We start from the raw sequence: 20,530 nt of genomic DNA, 5'->3' as shown, positions 1-20,530 counted from the left end.
AGATGTGTATAAGAGACAGGGGCGTGATGCAGCCGGATATGAAGAAGCCCGTAGGGGGGTGTCCCTCTACGGGCGGCATGCCATGGGGCGGGGCGCTCAGTCGTTCTGCTGGGCTTCGATCGCGGTCAGCGCGATCGTATTGATGATGTCCTGAACGAGGGCGCCGCGGGACAGGTCGTTCACCGGCTTGTTCAGGCCCTGCAGGATCGGTCCGATCGCGACGGCGTTCGCCGTGCGCTGCACCGCCTTGTAGCAGATGTTGCCCGAATCGAGATCGGGGAACACGAAGACGGTGACGCGTCCGGCCACCGGGTTGCCGGCGACCTTGACGGAGGCCACCTCGGGCGACCATGCCGCGTCGAACTGGATCGGGCCGACGAGTTCGAGATCGGGCGCCTTCTGCCTGACGATGTTCGTTGCCGCGTCGACCAGATCGACGTCCGGGCCCTTGCCCGAACCGAGCGTCGAGTAGGAGAGCATGCCGATGCGCGGCTCGACGGAGAAGGCCTTCGCCGTCTGCGCCGACTGCAGCGCGATGTCCGCGAGCTGTTCGGGATCGGGGTCGAGGTTGATCGCGCAGTCGGCGAAGACCGAGACATGGTCCTTGAGGCACATGAGGAACGCGCCGGACACCGACTTGATGCCGGGCTTCGTCTTGATGAGCTGCAGCGCCGGACGCACCGTGTTCGCCGTCGAGCTGATCGCGCCGGAGACGAGGCCGTCGGCCTGTCCGAGCACGACGAGCATCGTGCCGAAGTAGTTCGGGTCCCTCAGCGTCTTGCGCGCCACGTCGGGCGTCATGCCCTTCTTCGCGCGCAGCTCGCACAGCCGATTGATCATGACGGCGAGCAGCTGCTCGTCATCCATCGACTGGAAGCGCGCCTTGTCGAGGGAACGCAGGCCGAGCCTACGGCCGCGCTCGAGGATGTCGTCCTGCTCGCCGATGATGATGAGGTCGCAGACGTCGGACTGCAGCAGGTAGTCGGCGGCCTGGATGATGCGGTCGTCCGAGCCTTCCGGCAGCACGATCGTCTTGCGGTCCGCCTTCGCGCGCGCGAGCAGGTCGTACTGGAACGCGTAGGGCGTCGTCGGCGGCACGAAGGGGGAGTCGAGCGTCTCCATCAGCTCGTGTTCGGGGACGTGCTCGTCGAACAGCGCGATCGCGTCGTCGGCGTGCGACAGGTCGGACAGGTCGATGAACGGCAGCGTCCACACGCGCACGGCGTAGTCCTTGAAGTACTCCTTGAGCGTCGACGCCTGGTCGTCCTTGCAGCCGGTGACGAAGACGCCGATGACCTTGGTGCCCGCGTTCGTGATGACCTCGGAGCATGATTCGATCGTCTCGAGCACCTCGTCGGGCGTACGCCCGATCGTGCACACGGTGAGCAGGACCGGCGACTGCAGATCCGCGGAGACGTCCGCGTTGAACGAGAAGCGTTCGGGGTCGCCGACCTTGGTCTTGTCGGAGCCGACGATGACGCGCGCCTGCGACCTGAGCACGGCGTTCGTGTCGATGAAGTTGGCGACGATCTGCTCGCGTGCCTCCTTCTTGCGCAGCCGCGCCGTTTGCAGCGTGACGCCGACGGCCTGCGCATGCGTCTGGCCCGATGACGTGTACTTGAGCAGCGTGTCGGTGAAGGTCTCGTCAGGGGAGACGGCGGGACGGAAGATGCTGGTGCTCAGATGCCTGGAGAGTGCGTTGACGACTCCGAGCGCGACGGCGTTGCGTCCGTTGCCGGGATTCGGGCTGAGGATGCTGACGTTCTTGAGGCTCACTGTTCGCTCCTTCTGCGGTTTGCAAGTGCGGGGATGCCCTGGATCGGCGTGGCGCCGGCGGGCAGCGTGACGACGTTGTTCACAAGCGACCATTCTACCCAGCGGCGATGCGCGCAGGCCGCCCGGCGCGCGCACACCGGGCGCAAATGTGAGCTAGATAACACCTGCGCAATACGAAGAACGGGGATCCGGAGTGATGTCCGGATCCCCGTTCCTATCGACTAGACGATGTCAGTCCTGAAAGGGGACTCACTCGTTGTCGCCCGCGGTGGCCGCGGTGGCGGAGAGCATCTGCGTCTCGTCGACCTTGACGTCCGGGTACACCCAGTCGGTGAACTCCGGGATGTCGTAGCCGTTGTCGACCGCGAACTGGAACGCCTTCTTGCGGAACTCGTTGAGCTCGTTGATCTTGTCGGCGTACTTGTCGGCGTCGATCAGCTCGAGAGCCTGAGCTTCGAGCGCGTAGCGATCCATGTCGTTGACGCGGACCATGTCGAACGGCGTGGTCGTGGAGCCCTGCTCCTTGTAGCCGACGACGTGGAAGTTGTCGTGGTTCGGGCGGTCGTAGATGAGGCCGCGGACGTCCTGGGCATAGGAGTGGTACGCGAACAGGACCGGCTTGTCGGCGGTGAAGAGATCGGCGAAGTCCTCGTTGGACATGGCTTCGTCGTTGTTCTCCGGGGACTGCAGCTTCAGGAGGTCAACGACGTTGACGACCTTGAACTTGATGCCTTCCTTGTTCAGGGCGTCGGAAGCGGCCATGATCTCCTGCGTCGGAACGTCGCCGGCGGCGGCGAGGACGACCTGGACCTCGTCGTTGCTCTTGGCGTTCGAAGCCCACTTCCACTCGGCGGCGCCGGCCTCGAGCTCGGCGCGAGCCTCGTCGAGGGTGATCCAGGTCGGAGCCGGCTGCTTGCCGGCGAAGATCGCGTTGATCTTGTTGGTCGACTTGAAGCACTTCTCGGAGATCGCGAGCAGCATGTTGGCGTCGGTCGCGAAGTAGATGTTCGTCACGTGGTCGTTGTTGAACGTCTTGTTGATCAGGACCGAGGTGACACCCGGATCCTGATGCGAGAAGCCGTTGTGATCCTGACGCCACACGTGCGAGGAGACGAGCAGGTTGACCGAGGAGATCGGCTTGCGCCACGGGATCTCGCGGACGGTCGCCTCAAGCCACTTCGCATGCTGGTTGAGCATCGAATCGATGACGTGGACGAAGGACTCGTAGGAGCTCCAGATGCCGTGACGGCCGGTGAGCAGGTAGGCCTCGAGGAAGCCTTCGCACTGATGCTCGGAAAGCTGCTCGACGACCTGGCCGGTGACGGCCATGTTCTCGTCGACCAGAGCGGACAGGTAGCCGTTGTCCCACTGCTTCTTCGTGACCTCATAGGTCGCGTTCAGACGGTTGGATGCGGTCTCGTCCGGTCCGAAGATGCGGAACGAATCCGGGTTGTTCTTGATGATGTCGCGGCAGTACGCGCCGAGCGAGCGCGGAGCCTCGACCTGGCCCCAGCCATGGCCGTACTCCTTGACGCCGGTGATCTCGTACTGATCGAGCTCGGGGAGCTTGAGGTCCTCACGGATGCGGCCGCCGTTGGCGTTCGGGTTGGCGCCGATGCGCAGATCGCCCTTCGGCATGAACGCGGTGACGTCGTCCTTGATCGAGCCGTCGGCGTTGAAGAGCTCCTCCGGCTTGTAGGATTCCATCCAGCCCTTGAGGACTTCGAAGTGCTCCTCGGTGTCGCGGGCGGAGGCCAGCGGGACCTGGTGCGCACGCCAGGAGCCTTCGGTCTTCTTGCCGTCGATGAACTTCGGGCAGGTCCAGCCCTTCGGGGTGCGGAAGATGAGCATCGGGTAGAACGGACGGGTCATGTCGTCGGTCTGGGCCGCTGCCTTGATATCGCAGATCTCGTCGAAGATGGTCTCGAAGAGCTCGGCGAAGCGGCGGTGGATCGACATGTGGTCCTCGTTGTCGAAGCCGGCGACGAACTCGTACGGGTGGTAACCCATGCCGCGGAAGAAGTCGTGCAGCTCCTCGTCGGAGATGCGGGCGAGGATCGTCGGGTTCGCGATCTTGTAGCCGTTGAGGTGCAGGATCGGAAGGACGATGCCGTCGGTGCGCGGGTTGACGAGCTTGTTGGACTGCCAGCCGGTGGCCAGCGGGCCGGTTTCGGCCTCACCGTCGCCGATGATGCACGGGACGAACAGGCTCGGGTTGTTCATGATCGCGCCGTAGGCGTGGGAGAGCGCGTAGCCGAGCTCGCCGCCTTCGTGGATCGAGCCCGGGGTCTCCGGGGCGAAGTGCGACGGGATGCCGCCCGGGTAGGAGAACTGGCGGAAGAACTTCTGCAGGCCGGCCTCGTCCTTGGTGATGTTTGGGTAGTACTCGGTGTAGGTGCCGTCAACGTAGGACTGGGCGGTGCCGGCCGGGCCACCATGGCCCGGGCCCATGATGAACACGGTGTTCTGCTGGTGGTCGGCGATGAGGCGGTTGATGTGGGCCAGAAGGAAGTTCAGGCCCGGGGTGGTGCCCCAGTGGCCGACCAGACGGTGCTTGACGTCGTCGCGGGTGAAGGGTTCCTTCATCAGCGGGTTGCTACGCAGATAGATCTGGCCGATGGACATGTAGTTGGTGACGCGCCAGTACTTGTCCATGCCTTCGATGGCTTCTTCGGAAACCGGACGATCCAGCTTCTGCCACGGGGTGCCAATAACAGGATTTGTCATGTGTACTCCTGTACTCCTGCACATAGTGTGCGATTGATTTTTTCAGTGAGGACGCAGGGTCCGCATGCCCCTTCATGAGGATGGGACCCCGCGTCCGGTCGAGGAACATGTTACGCGGACTTGCTGACGTTTTGCGTTCTTTTGGTTAGGTGTGAGTGAAAATGTTAGATTTCTTACGCATTTTGGAAGATTTTGCCGGTGAAATGTGAATTCGGCCGATGAGTGAACAATGCTGGGAATCATTGGAATCATTGGTGTTTCAGCTGATTCTGGATTTCTTGGCCGTTCGATTCCGTGCGCGGATCGCGGCGTGTTGCATCCGGCCGTCAGTCCGGGTCCGCATCCCCTGCGCCGTACGCGCTTGAACGCTTCAGGGCGGTGCCGCGCGCATCCGCGGGCGCCCCCGTGCCGGCACGGCCGGTTCGGGCCCAGGGTGCGGCCAATGTCTCCTCGCGGCAGCACAATATCTATGGTGTAATGCCCGTAAGAGCGCAATCCGTCCATCAAAGGGAGTTGTATGGCAACCGGTCCTGTCCTCGTCGTTGATTTCGGCGCCCAGTACGCGCAGCTCATCGCACGCCGCGTACGTGAGGCCAATGTGTATTCCGAGCTGGTCCCGCATTCGATGCCCGTCGACGAGATGCTCGCCAAGAAGCCCTCGGCGATCATCCTGTCCGGCGGCCCCGCATCCGTCTACGAACCCGGCGCCCCGACGATCGATCCGAAGGTCTTCGACGCCGGCGTGCCGGTGCTCGGCATCTGCTACGGGTTCCAGGTGATGGCCCATGAGCTCGGCGGCGACGTGGACAAGGCCGCGCTCGGCGAATACGGCAAGACCGAGGCCGTCGTCGACGACGCCGGTGGCATACTCGACGGCTCGCCGTCGCTGCAGACGACGTGGATGAGCCACGGCGTCGCCGTGAACAAGGCTCCGGAGGGATTCAAGGTCCTCGCGCACACCGAGGGCGCGCCCGTCGCCGCGATGGAGGACGACTCCCGCAGTCTCTACGGCGTGCAGTGGCACCCCGAGGTTTGCCACACGCCGCTCGGCCAGGACCTCATCGAGAACTTCCTGCACAAGTGCGCCGGCATCCCGAACGACTGGAACGCGAAGAACATTATCGACGAGCAGGTCGAGGCGATCCGCGGGAAGGTCGGCGATGCGCAGGTCATCTGCGGCCTGTCCGGCGGCGTCGACTCCGCCGTGGCCGCCGCGCTCGTGCATCGCGCGATCGGCGACCAGCTCACCTGCGTCTTCGTCGACCACGGCCTGCTGCGCAAAGGCGAGGCCGAGCAGGTCAAGCACGACTTCGTCGCCGCGACCGGCATCAAGCTCATCGCCGTCGACGCCTCGAAGGACTTCCTCGATGCGTTGAGGGGCGTCTCCGACCCCGAGACGAAGCGCAAGATCATCGGCGAGAAATTCATCCGCACCTTCGAGAAGGCGCAGCGTCAGGTGATCGAGGAGGCGGGCGCCCAAGGCAAGGAGGTACGCTTCCTCGTGCAGGGCACGCTCTACCCGGACGTCGTCGAGTCCGGCGGCGGCGACGGCGCGTCGAACATCAAGTCCCACCACAACGTCGGCGGACTGCCCGACGACATCAAGTTCGAACTCATCGAGCCGCTGCGTTCGCTGTTCAAGGACGAGGTGCGCGCCATCGGCACCGAGCTCGGTCTGCCCGACGAGATCGTCTGGCGTCAGCCGTTCCCGGGGCCGGGACTGGGCATCCGCATCATCGGCGAGATCACGAAGGAGCGCCTCGACGTGCTGCGCGACGCCGACGCGATCGCGCGCGAGGAGCTGTCGAAGGCCGGCCTCGACCGCGACATCTGGCAGTGCCCGGTCGTGCTGCTCGCCGACGTGCATTCCGTGGGCGTGCAGGGCGATGAGCGCACCTACGGCTCGCCGATCGTGCTGCGCCCGGTCAGCTCCGAGGACGCGATGACCGCCGACTGGTCGCGCGTGCCGTACGACGTGCTCGCGACGATCTCGACGCGTATCACGAACGAATGCCGCCAGATCAACCGCGTCGTGCTCGACTGCACATCGAAGCCGCCGGCGACGATCGAATGGGAGTGAGGCCGCCGATTGTGCGGTCGTCGCTTCCGTGACGTCCTTCCTTACGGGCGGCGCCCGTCGAGTCTCGGATTCGGCGGATGCCGCCCGTTGTCGTCCTCTCGTCTCCTCCCATGACCTGTGAAAGGTGCCCCCGATGATCATCCTGATCGCCGGCGCGTCGCATGCCGGCAAGACGGCGCTCGCGCAGCGGCTGCTCGAACGCCACGGCTACCCGTACCTGTCGATCGACCATCTGAAGATGGGTCTGATCCGCGCCGGCCGTACGCCGCTGACGCCCGAGGACGACGCCGCGCTCACCGACTACCTGTGGCCGATCGTGCGCGAGATGGTCAAGACCGCCATCGAGAACGGGCAGCATCTCATCGTCGAAGGCTGCTATATCCCGTTCGACTGGGCGCGCGATTTCGAGCCGCGTTACCTTGCGCACATACGCTGCCGCTGCATCGTGCTGAGCGAACGCTACATCCGCGCGCATTTCGACGACGTCCTGCGCTACGCGAACGTCATCGAGCGGCGTATCGACGACTCGTCTTGCACGATGGAGCGCGTCATCGACGACAACGCGCGCACGCTCGCGCAGGCCCGCGCGCACGGCGTCGACGTCCTGCTCGTCGACGCCGACTACGACGTCGACGTCAATCTCGACTTCGCCGCGGACCTCGGGACGGAGGAGCCGTGACGGCGGGGGAGGCGGGGCATGCGGACACGCCGGGCGTGCCGTCGGCTTGGCCGATGAGGCGCGTATTGGTCGTCGGCTGCCCGGGATCGGGCAAAAGCACCTTCGCGCGCCGGCTGTGCGATGCGACCGGCTTGTCGCTGCACTATCTGGACATGCTGTGGCACAAGCCGGACATGACGACGGTCACCCGTGACGAATTCGACATGAGGCTGGGGCGTATCCTCGAGGACGACTCGTGGATCGTCGACGGCAACTATGCGAGGACGCTGGAACGGCGCCTAGCCCGCTGCGACACCGTGTTCTTCCTCTATATGCCGACCGAGACGTGTCTCGCCGGCGTCGAGGCGCGCATCGGCGGGCGTCGCGAGGACATGCCATGGACGGAGCATGAGTTCGACGAGGGGTTCAGGAGGTGCATCGTCGACTTCCCCAGGGTTCTGCGCCCGCGAATCGTCCGCATGCTCGACGATGCGGCCGGGCGCGGCGTGCGGGTGCATGTATTGCGCTCACGTGACGAATGCGAGGCGGCGCTCGCCACGGTGCGCGCGCGATATGGGCGATTAGAGGCGCGGGTCTGATCGGCCGCGTCCGCGTCGGCCGCTCGTCGACGGCTTCATGCAGGCGGTGAGCGCGCACCGCGGCGAGCGCGGTCGTCGGATCCGCGGGCCGCGCAGGTGGAAGGGATAAGAGATGCGTCGTCATAGCCTGAGGTGAAGGCGATGGTCGTGCTCCGGCGGTCAGCCGCCCTGCCGTAGCCCCGAATCCGACGATCCGAACAGCAGCGGTGCGATCCCCGGCTTCTCGTTCGGGCGAAGTGCAAGATGGAGGGGTCCATCCATCATGGCGTCGTCGCCATGCACGTCCATTGGGTCATGGTGCGGCAGGGTCGCATCCGGCTCACGCGAGCATCATGACGGCGGCGAGGGCGCCGACGATGAGCGCGGTGAGGATCGCGAGCATGATCCATGTGGCGGGACGGCCGAGGTTGACGGTCCATCCGACGCCGAAGCGCCTGGGGACGAAAACGCTCGCGTCGTCATGGTCGATGTAGAACACCCCCAGTTTCCAATGCGCGTCGTCGTCGTACGGCATGCCTGCGCCGTCGTCGTACGGCATGCCTGCGCCGTCGTGCGTTCCGAGCGGGATCCTGCGGCCGTTCTGTCCGAGCATGACGCTGAGGGTCGCGCTGCCGCCGATGGCGATGATCAGCACATTGAGCACGATGATCATCGCCTGCCGTGAAGCGATGACTCCGGTGAAGGTAAGTTCCATGACCGGGGCGAGCATGCACACGATGAGCCCCGTTATCAGCGTGAAGACGCTCCATGCCCGGGCATACAGCCCATAGGCGAGGGCGCTGCGCCGCGGATCGTTAGGGTCGATGCCTTTCTTGGAGTGCGCGATGACGTATTGCGAGCACACGAGCGCCAGCGAGATCAGGCCGAACATCAGGACCGGAAGCCAGATGGCCATCGGCGACTTCGCCATCGAGCGCGTCACCTGCCCGCTGAGGTTCACCTGCAGCGGGATGCGCTCCGGCATGCGGTCGTATCCGGCGTATCCGATGGCGAGCGTCAATGCGAAGACCGGGACGTACAGCAGGTTCCACCACATCGAGATGGGGTGAGGAACATTGCCGTCCGAACCGATGATCGCCACTGCGCGGCGCTGCTCCGCATGCCAGCCGCGTTCCTGTTTGACGTGCTGCACCTTGACACGGAATACGAGCATGAGCGCGTACCCGAGGATGAAGAGTGCAGGCAGGCCGATGATGAAGCACGGCAGGAAGGCGTGATCCGGGTTGAGGCGCGCCGCGACCATGCATGCGGCGGTCACGGCGGTGGTGCACGCGACCATGATGCCGCAATACATGCGCCGGTATCCGACGAGTGTGCGGTCGTGCGACCGCGCCGAGGGGATCGTGACGGCGAAGCATTCGCCGGACGGCATCAGATACGGTGTGATCGCCAATATGACGCCGAATACCGGGATGAACGCGCTCAGGATGAGCAGAAGGGTGGTGGTTGAGGTCTGCATGTCATTGTGCCTTTGCTAGTCGTGTTGTGGGTCCGGTCGTGGAGGCGTAGGCCTGGGCCGCCTGCGAGGCGGCGTCGTCGAGGAACTCGCTCATCGAGCGGCCTCGGGCGCGGTAGGCGAGCGCGAGCGCATGCAGTTCCTCCAGCATGCGCCGTGCGGGGGCGTCCTGTTCGGCGTCGTTGCCCGGGTCGGGTTCGGCGACCGCTGCGCCGGCGCGGCCCCTCATCGTGATGTACCCGTCGTCCTTGAGCAGCGTGTAGGCCTTGTGCACGGTGTGCATGTTGATGCCGAGGTCGCCGGCCAGTGCGCGCACTGTGGGCAATGGGTCCGCGGGGTGCAACGCGCGTGTGGCGATGCCTGCGACGATCTGTCGGTAGATCTGCTGGTACAGGGGTTCGTGCGAGGTCTTGTCGATGGTGAGCAGCATCTCGTCTCCTTTTGTTATATCTTGACTATAACAAAGAAACGAGTATTGTGTTAGTTCGTCTAGAACAAAACGTGATCCTTGTCGGTCGCCGCGAGACGAGGGATCTGACTCGGCTGTAGTTGGTGCGCAAACTGAACATCGCCCACCGCGCGGTCTCGAATGGGGGCGGGCGGGAGCATGCCCGGGGCGTCCATCATGTTGCCGTTGCGTGACATATCGGGCATCATTGTGAACGGGCTCGCCCTGTCGGGGCGCCGGCCGTCGAATGGTTTCGTCATGCATATGCGGACTCTCTGCATGACACGAGGAGGGGAAACGGAAGATGAGGGTGATCGGGGGAAGGGAGGGACGAGACGCCGATCCCATGGGGGATGATGGGTACTGGAGGATTCTGGATGAATTGGCCTCCACGTCGACGATAGTGATCGACAGGCCCAAGGGGACAGGCCACCCGCGGTACCCCGACTCCGTCTATCCGGTTGATTATGGATATCTGCGCGATACGGAGTCGATGGATGGAGACGGGGTCGACGTGTGGGTGGGGACGGCGTCGTGCGGCATCGATGCGATCATCTGTGGGGCGGATCTGGTGAAAAGAGATTCGGAGATCAAGATCCTGATTGATTGCAGCGAAGAGGAGAAGCGGCTCATCTTCGACATGCACAATGCGACAGAGAATATGAAAGGCGTCCTCGTTCGCAGGTATCCGCTGCGGCTGTGAGGTGACGTGGATGCGCCGTCGATGCATGACGGCTGGAGCACCTTCACCTAGTGCGATATGCATGCATACAGGTTAATATGATTGAATACAAGGTGATATATCGTAATGAAATGATATACGACTGGTGTGCTGTGTGAGAGGAGGCTGCATGGATGTTTCCACGAAGGCATTGAATCCGTTCCGGCCGGGATCGGGCAAGCTGCCGCGTGATCTTGTCGGACGCGACGCCGACATGGAGCGCATGGAGCAGCTGCTCGTGCGTACCGAGCTGGGATTCGTCGATCGGGGCGTGATCTACAGCGGTCTGCGGGGCATGGGCAAGACGGTGCTGCTGCTGCAGTTCGCGAAGCAGGCGCGCTCGCATGGCATGATGGTTGTGCAATGCGAGGCGAACGGTGACGCGCGCAAGGAATACGATGCCGTCTTCCATGAATTGATGATGGCCACGCAGCGCATGCGCGACCGCGCGTTGCGCGAGGCGTTGAAGAACGCGTTCTCATATGTGAAGGATCTGTCGTTCGATTTCGGCATCATCAAAGCGACGGTGGGGACGCAATCCCAGGACGGACAGGTGCGGACCGACGCGTACCGTTTGGAGCTGCTCGTCGAGGAGCTGTCGCAACAGCTCAAGGAATGCAAGAGCGGCTTGTTTATGTTCGTCGATGAATTGCAGGAGATGTCCGATGAGGTGCTTGGCACGCTCATCGGCATCCAGCATCGCATGGGGCAGCAGGACCTTCCGTTCTTCATCGTGGGCGCCGGATTGCCTAATCTTCCGGGGGTGCTCACGAGGCTGCGCTCCTATGCGGAACGCCTGTTCTCGTACCATCGGCTCGAAGCGCTCTCCGAGGAGGCGAGCGCCCTGGGCTTCCGGAACCCGGCGCAGGAGGCGGGCAGGTCGTTCGATGATGCGGCGTTGTCCGAACTGGTGGAGCGCAGCATGGGATACCCGTATTTCATCCAGGCGTATGGTGCGGCCACGTGGGACGCCGCGGATGCAAGCCCGATGTCGATCGACGCCGTCGAACGCGGCCTGCCGGAAGCGTGGCGTACCTTGGACCACGGTCTCTATGTCTCCCGCTGGCAGCGTGCAAGCGAATTGGGGCGCGATTACATGGCGGCCATGGCCGCCGCTGGCACCGAGGCGGTGGACACCGCCGATGTGGCCCGGCGTCTTGGACGGCCGAACTCCTCGTTGACGAACGTGCGCAACCAACTCATCGAATTGGGATTGATCTATGCGCCGCGCCGGGGTCAGGTGGCGTTCACCGTCCCCGGTATGGATGCGTATATCAAGCGTGCGTTGCCGGTGCGTGTCGAACCATATGAGACCGAGGAGTGATAATGGCGCGCGCTGCCTCTTACCCCTCGGTGGTCGCCGGTGATGTGTGGTCATGGAACTTGTGCATCTCCATAATGACGAATCGGCTGATCATCTCGCGATAGATCGCCTCGACCATATCTGGATCCGCGCTGCAACGCTCGGCCTTGCCTCGCACCTTCGCGATGACCTGTTCCACACGATTGGTGTCGCGGACGCCTTCCTCATCCTTCTTGAACGCCGACGCCTGCATGACATATTGGCCGCGTTCACCGATCAATGCGATGATCTGGTCATCGATGTTATCGATGTGTGAACGCACTTCGTCCAAACTGCTGCACTGCATAATGGTATCGTCCTTCCTATTTGTGGAACAGTCAATGAATATATCAATGTATCTGAGGAGGAGAGATTGGTCATCATTGGTTCCATGGAATGATCAGAGAGCTTGCCGCGTGCGCCACGCGGCAAGCTCCGCATGGAGCTGCGCCTTGCGGTCATCCGAGGCGAACGACGCGTCGATCGAGTTGCCGGCGAGCGCCCCCAACTCCTCCATCGACATGCCGATGTCGGCGAGCGCGGCGTAGTTCGCGGCGGCATACCCGCCGAAGTACGCCGGATCGTCCGAATTGATCGTGCATGTGACCCCTTCGTTCAGGAAACGGGGAATTGGATGCTTGCGCATATCGTGTACGACCTGCAGCCTGAGGTTCGACAACGGGCAGCAGGTGAGTGGAACGCCATCGCGCACGACACGCTCAAGCAGCTCATGGTCATCTTGGACATGAATGCCGTGGTCGATGCGCTCGGCATGCAGCAAATCAAGTGCATCGCGAATATACGCCGCCGGCCCCTCTTCGCCGGCATGCGCCACGCAATGCCAGCCAAATCGCCGCGCCCGCGCGAATTGCTCGACGAAGCGGGCCGGGGGATAGCCCACTTCCGCTGAATCCAGGCCGATGCCGAGGATCTCGTCTTTCCGCGGCTGCGCCAGATCGAGGATCATGTCCGCTGAATCGATATCCATGTCGCGCACAATGCTCAGAATCAGGCCACCGGTGATGCCGAAGCGCTCGCGGCCGATCATCATTCCCTCAAGGAGGCCGTCGAGCACCATGTTGAAATCTAAACCATTCGTGCATACATGCACCTGCGGATCGAAGAAAACCTCGGTGTGCTTGACCCCATCCGCGTTCGCCCGTGTGAGATAGGCGACCATGAGGTCCTTGAAGTCGTCCTTCGTCTTCAGTGTCTTCATCAACGCATAGTAGAGGTCGAGGAACGACTGCAGGTCTTCGAATCGGTACTGCGCCTTCAGCTCGTCGATGTTCGTCCACGGCAATGCGACCCCGTTGCGCTCGGCCAACGCAAACGCGAAATCCGGTTCGAGTGTCCCTTCGATATGCAGGTGCAGTTCGGTATTGTCACGGGCGCCTGTTGCATTGCTTCATCCACCATGATTCCTCGTTCGCTGACGGCATCGGATACGGATTCACATATTCTACCTGTTCCGTGCTCCTCCAGCGCGGTCCCGAAGCCTCATACACCGTCCGGGAACGCGGTGAGGAACCTGAGCTTGTCCAATGTGACACGAGGACGCCACCAATTGCGGGCCTGCGCGAAGGCCTCCGGGTAATCGGTATGCCACTGCCAGCTGATGTCGAACCCGCCGTCCGGAGCCTGCCGTGCAGGCAGTGTCTCGAGTTCGGCTTGAATGAACGGTGCGAAGGACTCCACGAGGAACGGCGAGTCGGCACTGCGGAAGAACGTGGAGGGCGTCGTCACATATTCGGTGCTGTAGCGTGCGGTGTCGCGGCATACGGTGGCGTCAATCGCGCGGATGATCGCGGTACGTGCCCGTTCACCATCGATGATGCCTTCGATCTGCTCACGTGTGAGCAATTCCCATGCGAACATGAAGCAGGTGAGTTCATCCCCGGAAGACGCGCCGGATTGCGCCAACGTATCGAACGCCTCGGTGAGCAATGCCTCCCAAGGGCCTTCCGCATGCATGCAGACAAGGAACGCGGCCAACGAGACCGTGGGATTCCACCCGAAGATGCCATCGCCGCGGCGTTCCCACCAGATGGCATGCGGATGGTCGATATTGCCACTGACCGCGAAGCGCCATCGCATGGCGTGAGCGTCGAATTCCGCTCCAGACAGCAGGTACTGTGCGATGTGCTTGGCGGTGCCCGAATTGAGGTCGAGCGCTCCGGCGTCATACAGCCGCAACAACGCATCGTTCGTGGTGATCGGTGTGGAGTCGGGATTCCAATTGTCCGGTTCGAGGGCATGGCCGAAGCCGCCATCGGCATTCTGGAATGGAAGCAGCGCGTTGACCACTTCATTCGGGTCGCCTTTGGCAAAGAAGACGCGGTATTGCGCGAGTTCAAGTGGACGGGCGTGCTGTTCGACGAAACGCGCGGCTGCCTCGCGCATCGGTTCCTGCTGCGGTGCTGTGGATTCCATGCCCATAGGATACATAGGATACAGGGTGTGGCGGGAATGATCCATCGCACTATCCGAAACAGGGCTGTAATCGGCTCGTCACCGGCCGTATGCCGAATCCGGATAGGTTGGGATGCGGCTGTGACAATTCGAGCATGAGGAGGATGTGAATGAAACCCGTGATTGCCGTGATGCCGCTCGTCGATGACGAACGCGAAAGCCTGTGGATGCTGCCCCGGATATATGGATGCGCTGCGCGAAGCCGGCGCTGTGCCGTTCATGCCCGCGTTGACGACGGATGATGATGAGATACGGCAGATTTTCGCGATGTGCGATGGGATGTTGATGACCGGTGGGCATGACGTCGATCCACGGCAATATGGGGAGGAACCAAGGTCCGACAACGTCGTGCCGAATGCCGCGCGCGACACGATGGAACTCGCGTTGCTGCGCCTCGCGCTCAAGCACGACAAACCGGTGTTCGGCATATGCCGCGGTCTGCATATCATGAACGTGGCGTGTGGCGGCACGTTGCACCAGTATCTTCCGAGTGAATTCGACTCCGACATCGACCATCATCAGCGACCGCCATACGACCGTCCCGTGCACGGTGTGCACCTCGAAGCAGGGACGCCACTGTTTGCCGAACACGGCGTCGACGACCTCGCGGTCAACAGCTATCATCATCAGGCGATACTCGTGTTAGGGGAGGGGCTTACCGCGATGGCGGTGAGCGAGGATGGCCTCGTCGAGGCGATCGACAGGCCAGCAGGCACATACTTGCGTGCCGTGCAATGGCATCCCGAGTTCCTCTACACAGTGGATGAGCCGAGCCGGCGACTGTTCCGTTCGTTCGTCACCGCCTGCGCGCGGTGACGCGCAGAACCAAACTACGGGCGTAGCGGTGTGTGCCGCAGCTAGCATGGAATCCGATGGATCACACGCAGGTACCGACGAACGGACAAACGGATATGACGGCTGGCACGGTGAAACACGAAACGATGCTGCAATGCTTCGAATGGTATCTGCCTGACGACCACGGGTTGTGGAATTGGATCGGGGCACACGCGGAGGCCCTTGCCGCCGCCGGGTTCACGATGACATGGCTGCCGCCGGCATACAAAGGCCAGGCGGGCGACGCGGACGTCGGCTACGGTGTCTACGACATGTATGACCTCGGCGAATTCGGTGCGAAAGGTTCGGTGCCAACGAAATACGGGTCGCGCGGCGATTACCTCGGCGCGATTCACGCATTGCGCGGCCACGGCCTGCGCGTGCTCGCCGACATCGTCTTCAACCACAGGATGGGCGCCGACGGTGAGGAACAGGTCACCGCGCACGTCGTCGACGTCGACGATCGCACCGTGAACGACGGCGCGGCGATTGAACGCACTCTCGATACAGTCTACGACTTTCCGGAGCGCGGCGGCGCGTATTCGACGTTCCGCTGGGACTGGCATGACTTCACCGGCACCGACTACACGGCGAACGACGGAAGCGTCGGTATCATGCACTTCGACGGCAAGCGGTGGAGCGACCACGTCAGCCATGAGCGCGGCAACTTCGACTACATCATGGGCGATGACGTCGACGTCAACGATCCCGCGGTGGCCAGAGAATTGACCGATTGGGGCGTGTGGTACACCGAGACGACCGGTGTCGACGGCTTCCGCCTCGACGCCGTAAAAGCATCGACGCGACGTTCTTCGCACCGTGGCTGCGCACGATGCGGCGGCATGGGAGCCATCCCGACGTCGCCGTCGGTGAATACTGGTCGGGGAACGTGGATGAGCTGACCGCCTACCTGCATGATTGCGGCCACTGCATGACGCTGTTCGACGTCGCGCTCCACTTCCGCTTCGAGCAGGCCTCGAAAAACCCCGACGGCTTCGATCTGCGCGGATTGGATGCGGGCACGCTGCACGGACGCGAACCGGCATATGCGTGCACCTTCGTCGACAACCACGATACGCAGCCTGGACAGTCGCTCGAATCATGGGTGAGCCCTTGGTTCAAACCGTTGGCGTACGCGTACATCCTGCTGCGCGACTGCGCGATGCCATGCGTGTTCCTCGGCGACTACTACGGCATACCTCATGACCGCATACCTCCGATGCCGCTGCTGAGGCGGATGGTGTGGATTCGCGCCCATCTGCTGGGCGACGATGTGGCGAGGCAGCCGGGGGACACCGCGCATTCGCTGTGCTGGGTCGTGGGCGGCGGCCATCCGGTGTGCGTTGTGCTCAACACCGGGCAGGTCGCGGTCGAACGCGAGGTGCGCGATGCGGCGCTCGCGACGCGTACGCTCGTCGACGTCTGTCATCCGCAGGCCTCGGCCGACGTCGACGTCAACGGCCGCGGCCTGCTGCGTTGCCCTGCCGGGGCGTGTGCGGTCTACATCGACGCCGGCGACTACGAGGGGATGCGTGCGGCGCTGGGCGAGGGATGAGAGCGGAGCCGTGCGCGTCGTGGACGGCCGCCCGGCGGTGCATCCTTCCGAGAGCATAGGTGGGGGAGCATCTTGCCGTTCCGCCTTCTAGACTTGAAGAGAGCAAGACCGATGGATACAGGGCCGCGGCGGCGGACGAGCGGGCGGCATGGGAGAGGGCACGATGATGGCAGGACAGGAGAACGGCGTTGACGCGCGCGGTACGGCGGGGGCGAGCCGGGCGGGGACGGAGCGGATACGCGACGAGATCGCCGCGCAGGCGCACAACGCCTCGGTTCGGGCGCAGGCGCGGCGCACACAGAGGCTGGTCGAAGAGGACAATCGTTTCGGATACGACCGCCATGCGACCAACAGGGCGCTGCGGATCGCGAACGGTGTGGCGATCATCATCCTCGGATTCGCGGCGGGCAGGTTACTGCAGGCTCTTCCCGAGCGCAACACCGCGGATGTGCAGGAGGTGATCAGCGGGCTCGACCGACTGATCGGGCTCATGACCAAGGATCTGGTGGAACTGCCGCATCTGCAGCGGCATCCCGAATCGTTCATCGTCGAGATCGTCGCCATATTGGTCGGCTACACGCTGCTCAAACGCACGCATGAGGACACTTTGGAGTACGCTACGGCCTTCAACCGAATCGAGCAGTTCTACACCGCCGCGCAGCGGCGGCAGGGGTGGCTGCGCTGCGCGGCGCTCGTGATGCTGGGGACCGCGGTGATCCTCATCACGCATGGGTCGCTCCTCGCCTGCGGGTATGCCATATCCGACGACATCGCCGCCGGCATCGCGCAGACGAGCATCGCGATGGGGGTGTGGTGCTACGTGTTCGGCGGTCTGTATGCGACGCGCACCGATCTGTTCCTATACAATTTCCGTGCGTTGCGCAACGTCAACGTCTATGAGCTGGGCAAAAGCGAGACCGATGAGCGCCGCGAGATGCGGCTCGGCGAGAAGAAGCTGTGCGACCTGTCGTCGTCGCTGACCGGCTTCGCCGTGGCGATCGGCGTGCTGGGCGCGCTCGGCATGTACTTCCTGCCCGGCTTCCGTTCGCCGTACTTCTGGCTGCCGCTCGTAGCGACGGCCGTGGTCGCGCTTATGCTGCGCTGGCTCGTGATCCGTGTCGCGCGCCGGCGCTACGAGCCCGATTTCGACTGACGGGGACGGATACGCGGCGCTCGCCGCTGATGAACGGGTCGCGTACCAGCCCGTTTTCGCAGTTCCGGAATTCGTCCTTCGCCACCAGATGAGTGTTCGCCGGACGGCGTGCTTGAAACCGGCATGCATGACGCCGGAGGCAGTAGCGAAGGGGTATGGCATCCCGTAGGGAATCGCCTATCGGCGGACGGCGGTGTGCGGCTGCCGATGCAGGGATACCGGGATGGGATCGGACGAGGGGATCCCGAACGCGGTTCGCGGCAGAAACCCCTCGCGAAAGTCGTCGGATCAGCTCACTTCGCCTGCTTCGGCGTGGCGAGGAAATGCTCCTCGCTCGGCAGGAAGACGTTGAGGATGACGGCGACGACGAAGGCGACGGCGATGCAGTTCGACGCGAAGATCGACTGGAACAGCGGCGGGAAATGCTCGAAGATGCTCGAGACCTGCGTAAAGCCGATGCCGATCGTCAGCGACAGCGCGGCGATCGTGATGTTGCGCTGCGTGTAGCCTGCGTCGGAGATCATCTGGAAGCCCGAGAGGATGATGTTGCCGAACATCATGATCGTGCAGCCGCCGAGCACCGCCTGCGGCATCGAGTTGAAGACCTCGGAGATGGCCGGCACGAAGCTCGCGAGGATGAGCAGCACTCCGCCGGAGAGGATGACCTTCCTGTTGACGACCTTCGTCATCGCGACCAGGCCGATGTTCTGTGCGAACGACGTCAGCGGCAGACAGCCGAAGACGCCCGAGACCGAGGAGATCAGGCCGTCGCCCGCGATCGCGCCGGCAGTCTCGCGCTGCGTCGGCTCGCGGTCGAGGCCCACCTTCGTCAACGCGGCCGTGTCGCCGAGCACCTCGACCGACGAGACGACGTAGAGCAGCCCGATCGAGATGATCGCGCCCCAGTCGAATTCGGGCTTGAACGGCATGACGGACGGCAGGCTCACGACCTGCAGATGCGCGAATCCGCTGAAATCGACCTTGCCGAAGCACAGCGCGGCGACGTAGCCGATGAGCAGGCCGAAAAGCACCGACAGCTGCTTGGCGGTGCCCTTCATGCACAGCTGGAACACGAGGCAGGCGGCGAGCGAGATCAGGCCGAGCGTGAGGTTCTGCCAGCTGCCGAAGTCCTTCGCGCCGGCGCCGCCGCCGAAGCTTTCGGCGCCGACCGACAGCAGCGAGAAGCCGATCGCGGTGACGACGATCGCCGAGACGATCGGCGGCACGAAGCGCTGCCAGTACTTCGCCGTCAGGCCGAGCACGACCTCGAGGAGGCCTCCGACGATGACGGCGCCGACGACGGCGCCATAGCCCTGATGGGAGACGATCGCGATGGCGGCGGCGACGTAGGTGAAGGAGATGCCGGTGACCATCGGCAGACGCGAGCCGAAACGCCATACCCCGTACAGCTGCAGGCAGGTGCCGAGTCCGGCGACGAGCAGGCCGGACTGGATGATCTTCGCGGAGTCGGTCGCGGACAGGCTGCCGGCGGCGGCCACGAGGAAGATCGGTGCGAGGTTGGCGACGAACATCGCCAGCACATGCTGCAGGCCGAAGGGTATGCCCCTCCAGAAGGAGACCGGCGCGTCGAGGCTCGAGAGCGTCTCGAAGGAGACGCCGGAGCGCTTCGCCTCGCGGCGCTCCTCGGCGGGCGTGGCCGCGGCCTCGTCGCGCTTGAGCTCGTCGGTGACGACGGTGGATTCGAGGGTTCCGGCCCCGTCCGACGGATCAGGCTCGCTCGTCGGTGCCGTGGTGTTCGGGGCGTCGGTGGGTGTCATATCGTCTCCAGTGGTAGTGATGGGGGGGAATGATGGTGGCATGGGAAGGTCGGCGCGGATCATGCGGTGCGGACCGGCCGACGGGGAATCGCGCAATGACGATGACGATGGAAAACGGAAAAACGGGAGTCGCGCAGCCACAAACGAGGAAGAAGCCGGAGGCGCTGGCCATCGGCTTCTTCCCCGTATCCGCGCGGCGGCCCGCAGGTGAGGGATGGGCGGCGTGCTATGCGCGGAAGGCCACGGTGCCGGTCTCGGCGTCCATCGAATCGATGATCGCGAGCGAATCGAGGTCGTAGCCCTCGGCGCGCAGGCCGTCGCCGCCGCCCTGGAAGCCCTTCTCGATCGCGATGCCGATGCCCTCGACGGTCGCGCCGGCGTCCTCGCACAGTTCGATCAGGCCGGCGAGCGCCTGCCCGTTCGCGAGGAAGTCGTCGATGATGAGGATGTGGTCGCCCGCGTTGAGGAACTTCTTCGAGACGATGACCGGGAACTCCTTCTGCTTGGTGAACGAGAAGACACGCGTCACGTACTGGTCGCCGTCGAGGTTGATCGACTGCGCCTTCTTCGCGAACACGACCGGCACATCGCCGAAATGCTGCGCGGCGATGCAGGCGATGCCGATGCCGGACGCCTCGATCGTCAGGATCTTCGTGATCGTCTTGCCGGCGAAATGCTCGGCCCACGCGGCGCCCATCGCGTTGAACAGCGCGACGTCGCACTGGTGGTTGAGGAACGCGTCCACCTTGAGCACGTTGCCCGGCTTGACCGTTCCCTCTCGCGCGATGCGTTCCTCAAGTTCCTTCATCGATGCTGTTCCTTTCCTCGGATGGTCGTGCGTGTCCGCCTCGGCGTATGCCCATGCGGGGCCGGATAGGGGTGCGGTGCGCGCGGGACGTGGTGATGGCGTCCCCACCTTACGCCGTGCAAA

Annotated in this window: 18 protein-coding genes; 9 read left to right on the top strand and 9 right to left on the bottom strand. The window is 63.6% G+C overall.

All coding sequences use genetic code 11. The annotated features are described in order from the left end of the window. Positions 1-96 precede the first annotated feature (96 nt). Positions 97-1,776, bottom strand: a complete 1,680-nt coding sequence (gene pta, locus D2E22_RS02260) for a phosphate acetyltransferase (protein ID WP_126031478.1) — start codon at positions 1,774-1,776, stop codon at positions 97-99. Between the two features lie 249 nt (positions 1,777-2,025). Continuing rightward, positions 2,026-4,503, bottom strand: coding sequence for a phosphoketolase (locus D2E22_RS02255; RefSeq protein WP_126031477.1), 2,478 nt, complete (start codon positions 4,501-4,503; stop codon positions 2,026-2,028). A gap of 517 nt (positions 4,504-5,020) precedes the next feature. On the opposite strand from D2E22_RS02255, the gene guaA reads away from it, so the two are divergent. The 3 genes from guaA (at position 5,021) to D2E22_RS02240 (ending at position 7,840) form a co-directional block, all read left to right on the top strand. After that, positions 5,021-6,583, top strand: coding sequence for a glutamine-hydrolyzing GMP synthase (gene guaA, locus D2E22_RS02250; protein ID WP_126031476.1), 1,563 nt, complete (start codon positions 5,021-5,023; stop codon positions 6,581-6,583). Positions 6,584-6,716: 133 nt separating this feature from the next. Further along, a complete protein-coding gene (locus D2E22_RS02245; protein ID WP_126031475.1) occupies positions 6,717-7,262 on the top strand; it encodes an AAA family ATPase in 546 nt (181 codons plus the stop codon). 53 nt (positions 7,263-7,315) lie between these two features. Beyond that, a complete protein-coding gene (locus D2E22_RS02240; RefSeq protein ID WP_126031474.1) occupies positions 7,316-7,840 on the top strand; it encodes a P-loop NTPase family protein in 525 nt (174 codons plus the stop codon). 319 nt (positions 7,841-8,159) lie between these two features. On the opposite strand, the gene D2E22_RS02235 is transcribed toward D2E22_RS02240, so the two are convergent. Next, the gene (locus tag D2E22_RS02235; protein WP_126031473.1) at positions 8,160-9,299 is read right to left on the bottom strand and encodes a DUF1648 domain-containing protein; all 1,140 of its coding nucleotides are present in this window, start codon (positions 9,297-9,299) and stop codon (positions 8,160-8,162) included. 1 nt (position 9,300) lies between these two features. Next, positions 9,301-9,726, bottom strand: coding sequence for a GntR family transcriptional regulator (locus tag D2E22_RS02230; RefSeq protein WP_126031472.1), 426 nt, complete (start codon positions 9,724-9,726; stop codon positions 9,301-9,303). A 322-nt stretch (positions 9,727-10,048) separates the two neighbouring features. Here D2E22_RS02230 and D2E22_RS02225 point away from each other — a divergent pair, with 322 nt between their 5' ends. Both D2E22_RS02225 and D2E22_RS02220 read left to right on the top strand, forming a co-directional pair. Beyond that, positions 10,049-10,447, top strand: a complete 399-nt coding sequence (locus D2E22_RS02225) for an inorganic diphosphatase (protein WP_206431320.1) — start codon at positions 10,049-10,051, stop codon at positions 10,445-10,447. Between the two features lie 148 nt (positions 10,448-10,595). Further along, positions 10,596-11,789: an ATP-binding protein gene (locus D2E22_RS02220; RefSeq protein ID WP_126031471.1), complete on the top strand. Its 1,194-nt coding sequence runs from the start codon at positions 10,596-10,598 to the stop codon at positions 11,787-11,789. A gap of 19 nt (positions 11,790-11,808) precedes the next feature. Here the strand turns inward: D2E22_RS02220 and D2E22_RS02215 are convergent, their stop codons facing one another. The 3 genes from D2E22_RS02215 to D2E22_RS02205 form a co-directional block, all read right to left on the bottom strand. Next, positions 11,809-12,090 carry a chorismate mutase gene (locus tag D2E22_RS02215; RefSeq protein ID WP_241218132.1) on the bottom strand — a complete coding sequence of 94 codons (282 nt, stop codon included), beginning with the start codon at positions 12,088-12,090 and terminating at the stop codon, positions 11,809-11,811. A 117-nt stretch (positions 12,091-12,207) separates the two neighbouring features. Further along, positions 12,208-13,134 carry an adenosine deaminase gene (gene add, locus D2E22_RS02210; protein WP_241218123.1) on the bottom strand — a complete coding sequence of 309 codons (927 nt, stop codon included), beginning with the start codon at positions 13,132-13,134 and terminating at the stop codon, positions 12,208-12,210. 173 nt (positions 13,135-13,307) lie between these two features. Beyond that, positions 13,308-14,240, bottom strand: coding sequence for a hypothetical protein (locus tag D2E22_RS02205; protein ID WP_126031468.1), 933 nt, complete (start codon positions 14,238-14,240; stop codon positions 13,308-13,310). Between the two features lie 222 nt (positions 14,241-14,462). Here D2E22_RS02205 and D2E22_RS02200 point away from each other — a divergent pair, with 222 nt between their 5' ends. The 4 genes from D2E22_RS02200 to D2E22_RS02190 all read left to right on the top strand — a co-directional run bounded on the left by D2E22_RS02200 (position 14,463) and on the right by D2E22_RS02190 (position 17,821). Continuing rightward, on the top strand, positions 14,463-15,095 hold the full coding sequence (locus tag D2E22_RS02200; protein WP_126031467.1) for a gamma-glutamyl-gamma-aminobutyrate hydrolase family protein: 633 nt from the start codon (positions 14,463-14,465) through the stop codon (positions 15,093-15,095). A gap of 56 nt (positions 15,096-15,151) precedes the next feature. Beyond that, on the top strand, positions 15,152-16,015 hold the full coding sequence (locus tag D2E22_RS10720; RefSeq protein ID WP_241218122.1) for an alpha-amylase family glycosyl hydrolase: 864 nt from the start codon (positions 15,152-15,154) through the stop codon (positions 16,013-16,015). Further along, the gene (locus D2E22_RS10715) at positions 16,003-16,668 is read left to right on the top strand and encodes an alpha-amylase family protein (RefSeq protein WP_241218121.1); all 666 of its coding nucleotides are present in this window, start codon (positions 16,003-16,005) and stop codon (positions 16,666-16,668) included. The genes D2E22_RS10720 and D2E22_RS10715 overlap by 13 nt, the downstream gene beginning before the upstream one ends. Before the next feature lie 163 nt (positions 16,669-16,831). Beyond that, entirely contained in the window at positions 16,832-17,821 is a 990-nt protein-coding gene (locus tag D2E22_RS02190; RefSeq protein WP_241218120.1) for a transcriptional regulator, read from the top strand. Positions 17,822-18,114: 293 nt separating this feature from the next. On the opposite strand, the gene D2E22_RS02185 is transcribed toward D2E22_RS02190, so the two are convergent. Both D2E22_RS02185 and D2E22_RS02180 read right to left on the bottom strand, forming a co-directional pair. After that, on the bottom strand, positions 18,115-19,599 hold the full coding sequence (locus tag D2E22_RS02185) for a nucleobase:cation symporter-2 family protein (protein WP_126031466.1): 1,485 nt from the start codon (positions 19,597-19,599) through the stop codon (positions 18,115-18,117). Positions 19,600-19,825: 226 nt separating this feature from the next. After that, positions 19,826-20,407, bottom strand: coding sequence for a xanthine phosphoribosyltransferase (locus D2E22_RS02180; RefSeq protein ID WP_024540447.1), 582 nt, complete (start codon positions 20,405-20,407; stop codon positions 19,826-19,828). Positions 20,408-20,530: the final 123 nt, after the last annotated feature.

The organism is Bifidobacterium castoris, from assembly GCF_003952025.1.
GTDB classification, from domain to species: domain Bacteria; phylum Actinomycetota; class Actinomycetes; order Actinomycetales; family Bifidobacteriaceae; genus Bifidobacterium; species Bifidobacterium castoris.
The sequence above is the reverse complement of the archived record's forward strand: the minus strand, read 5'-3'. Positions and strand labels throughout refer to the sequence as shown.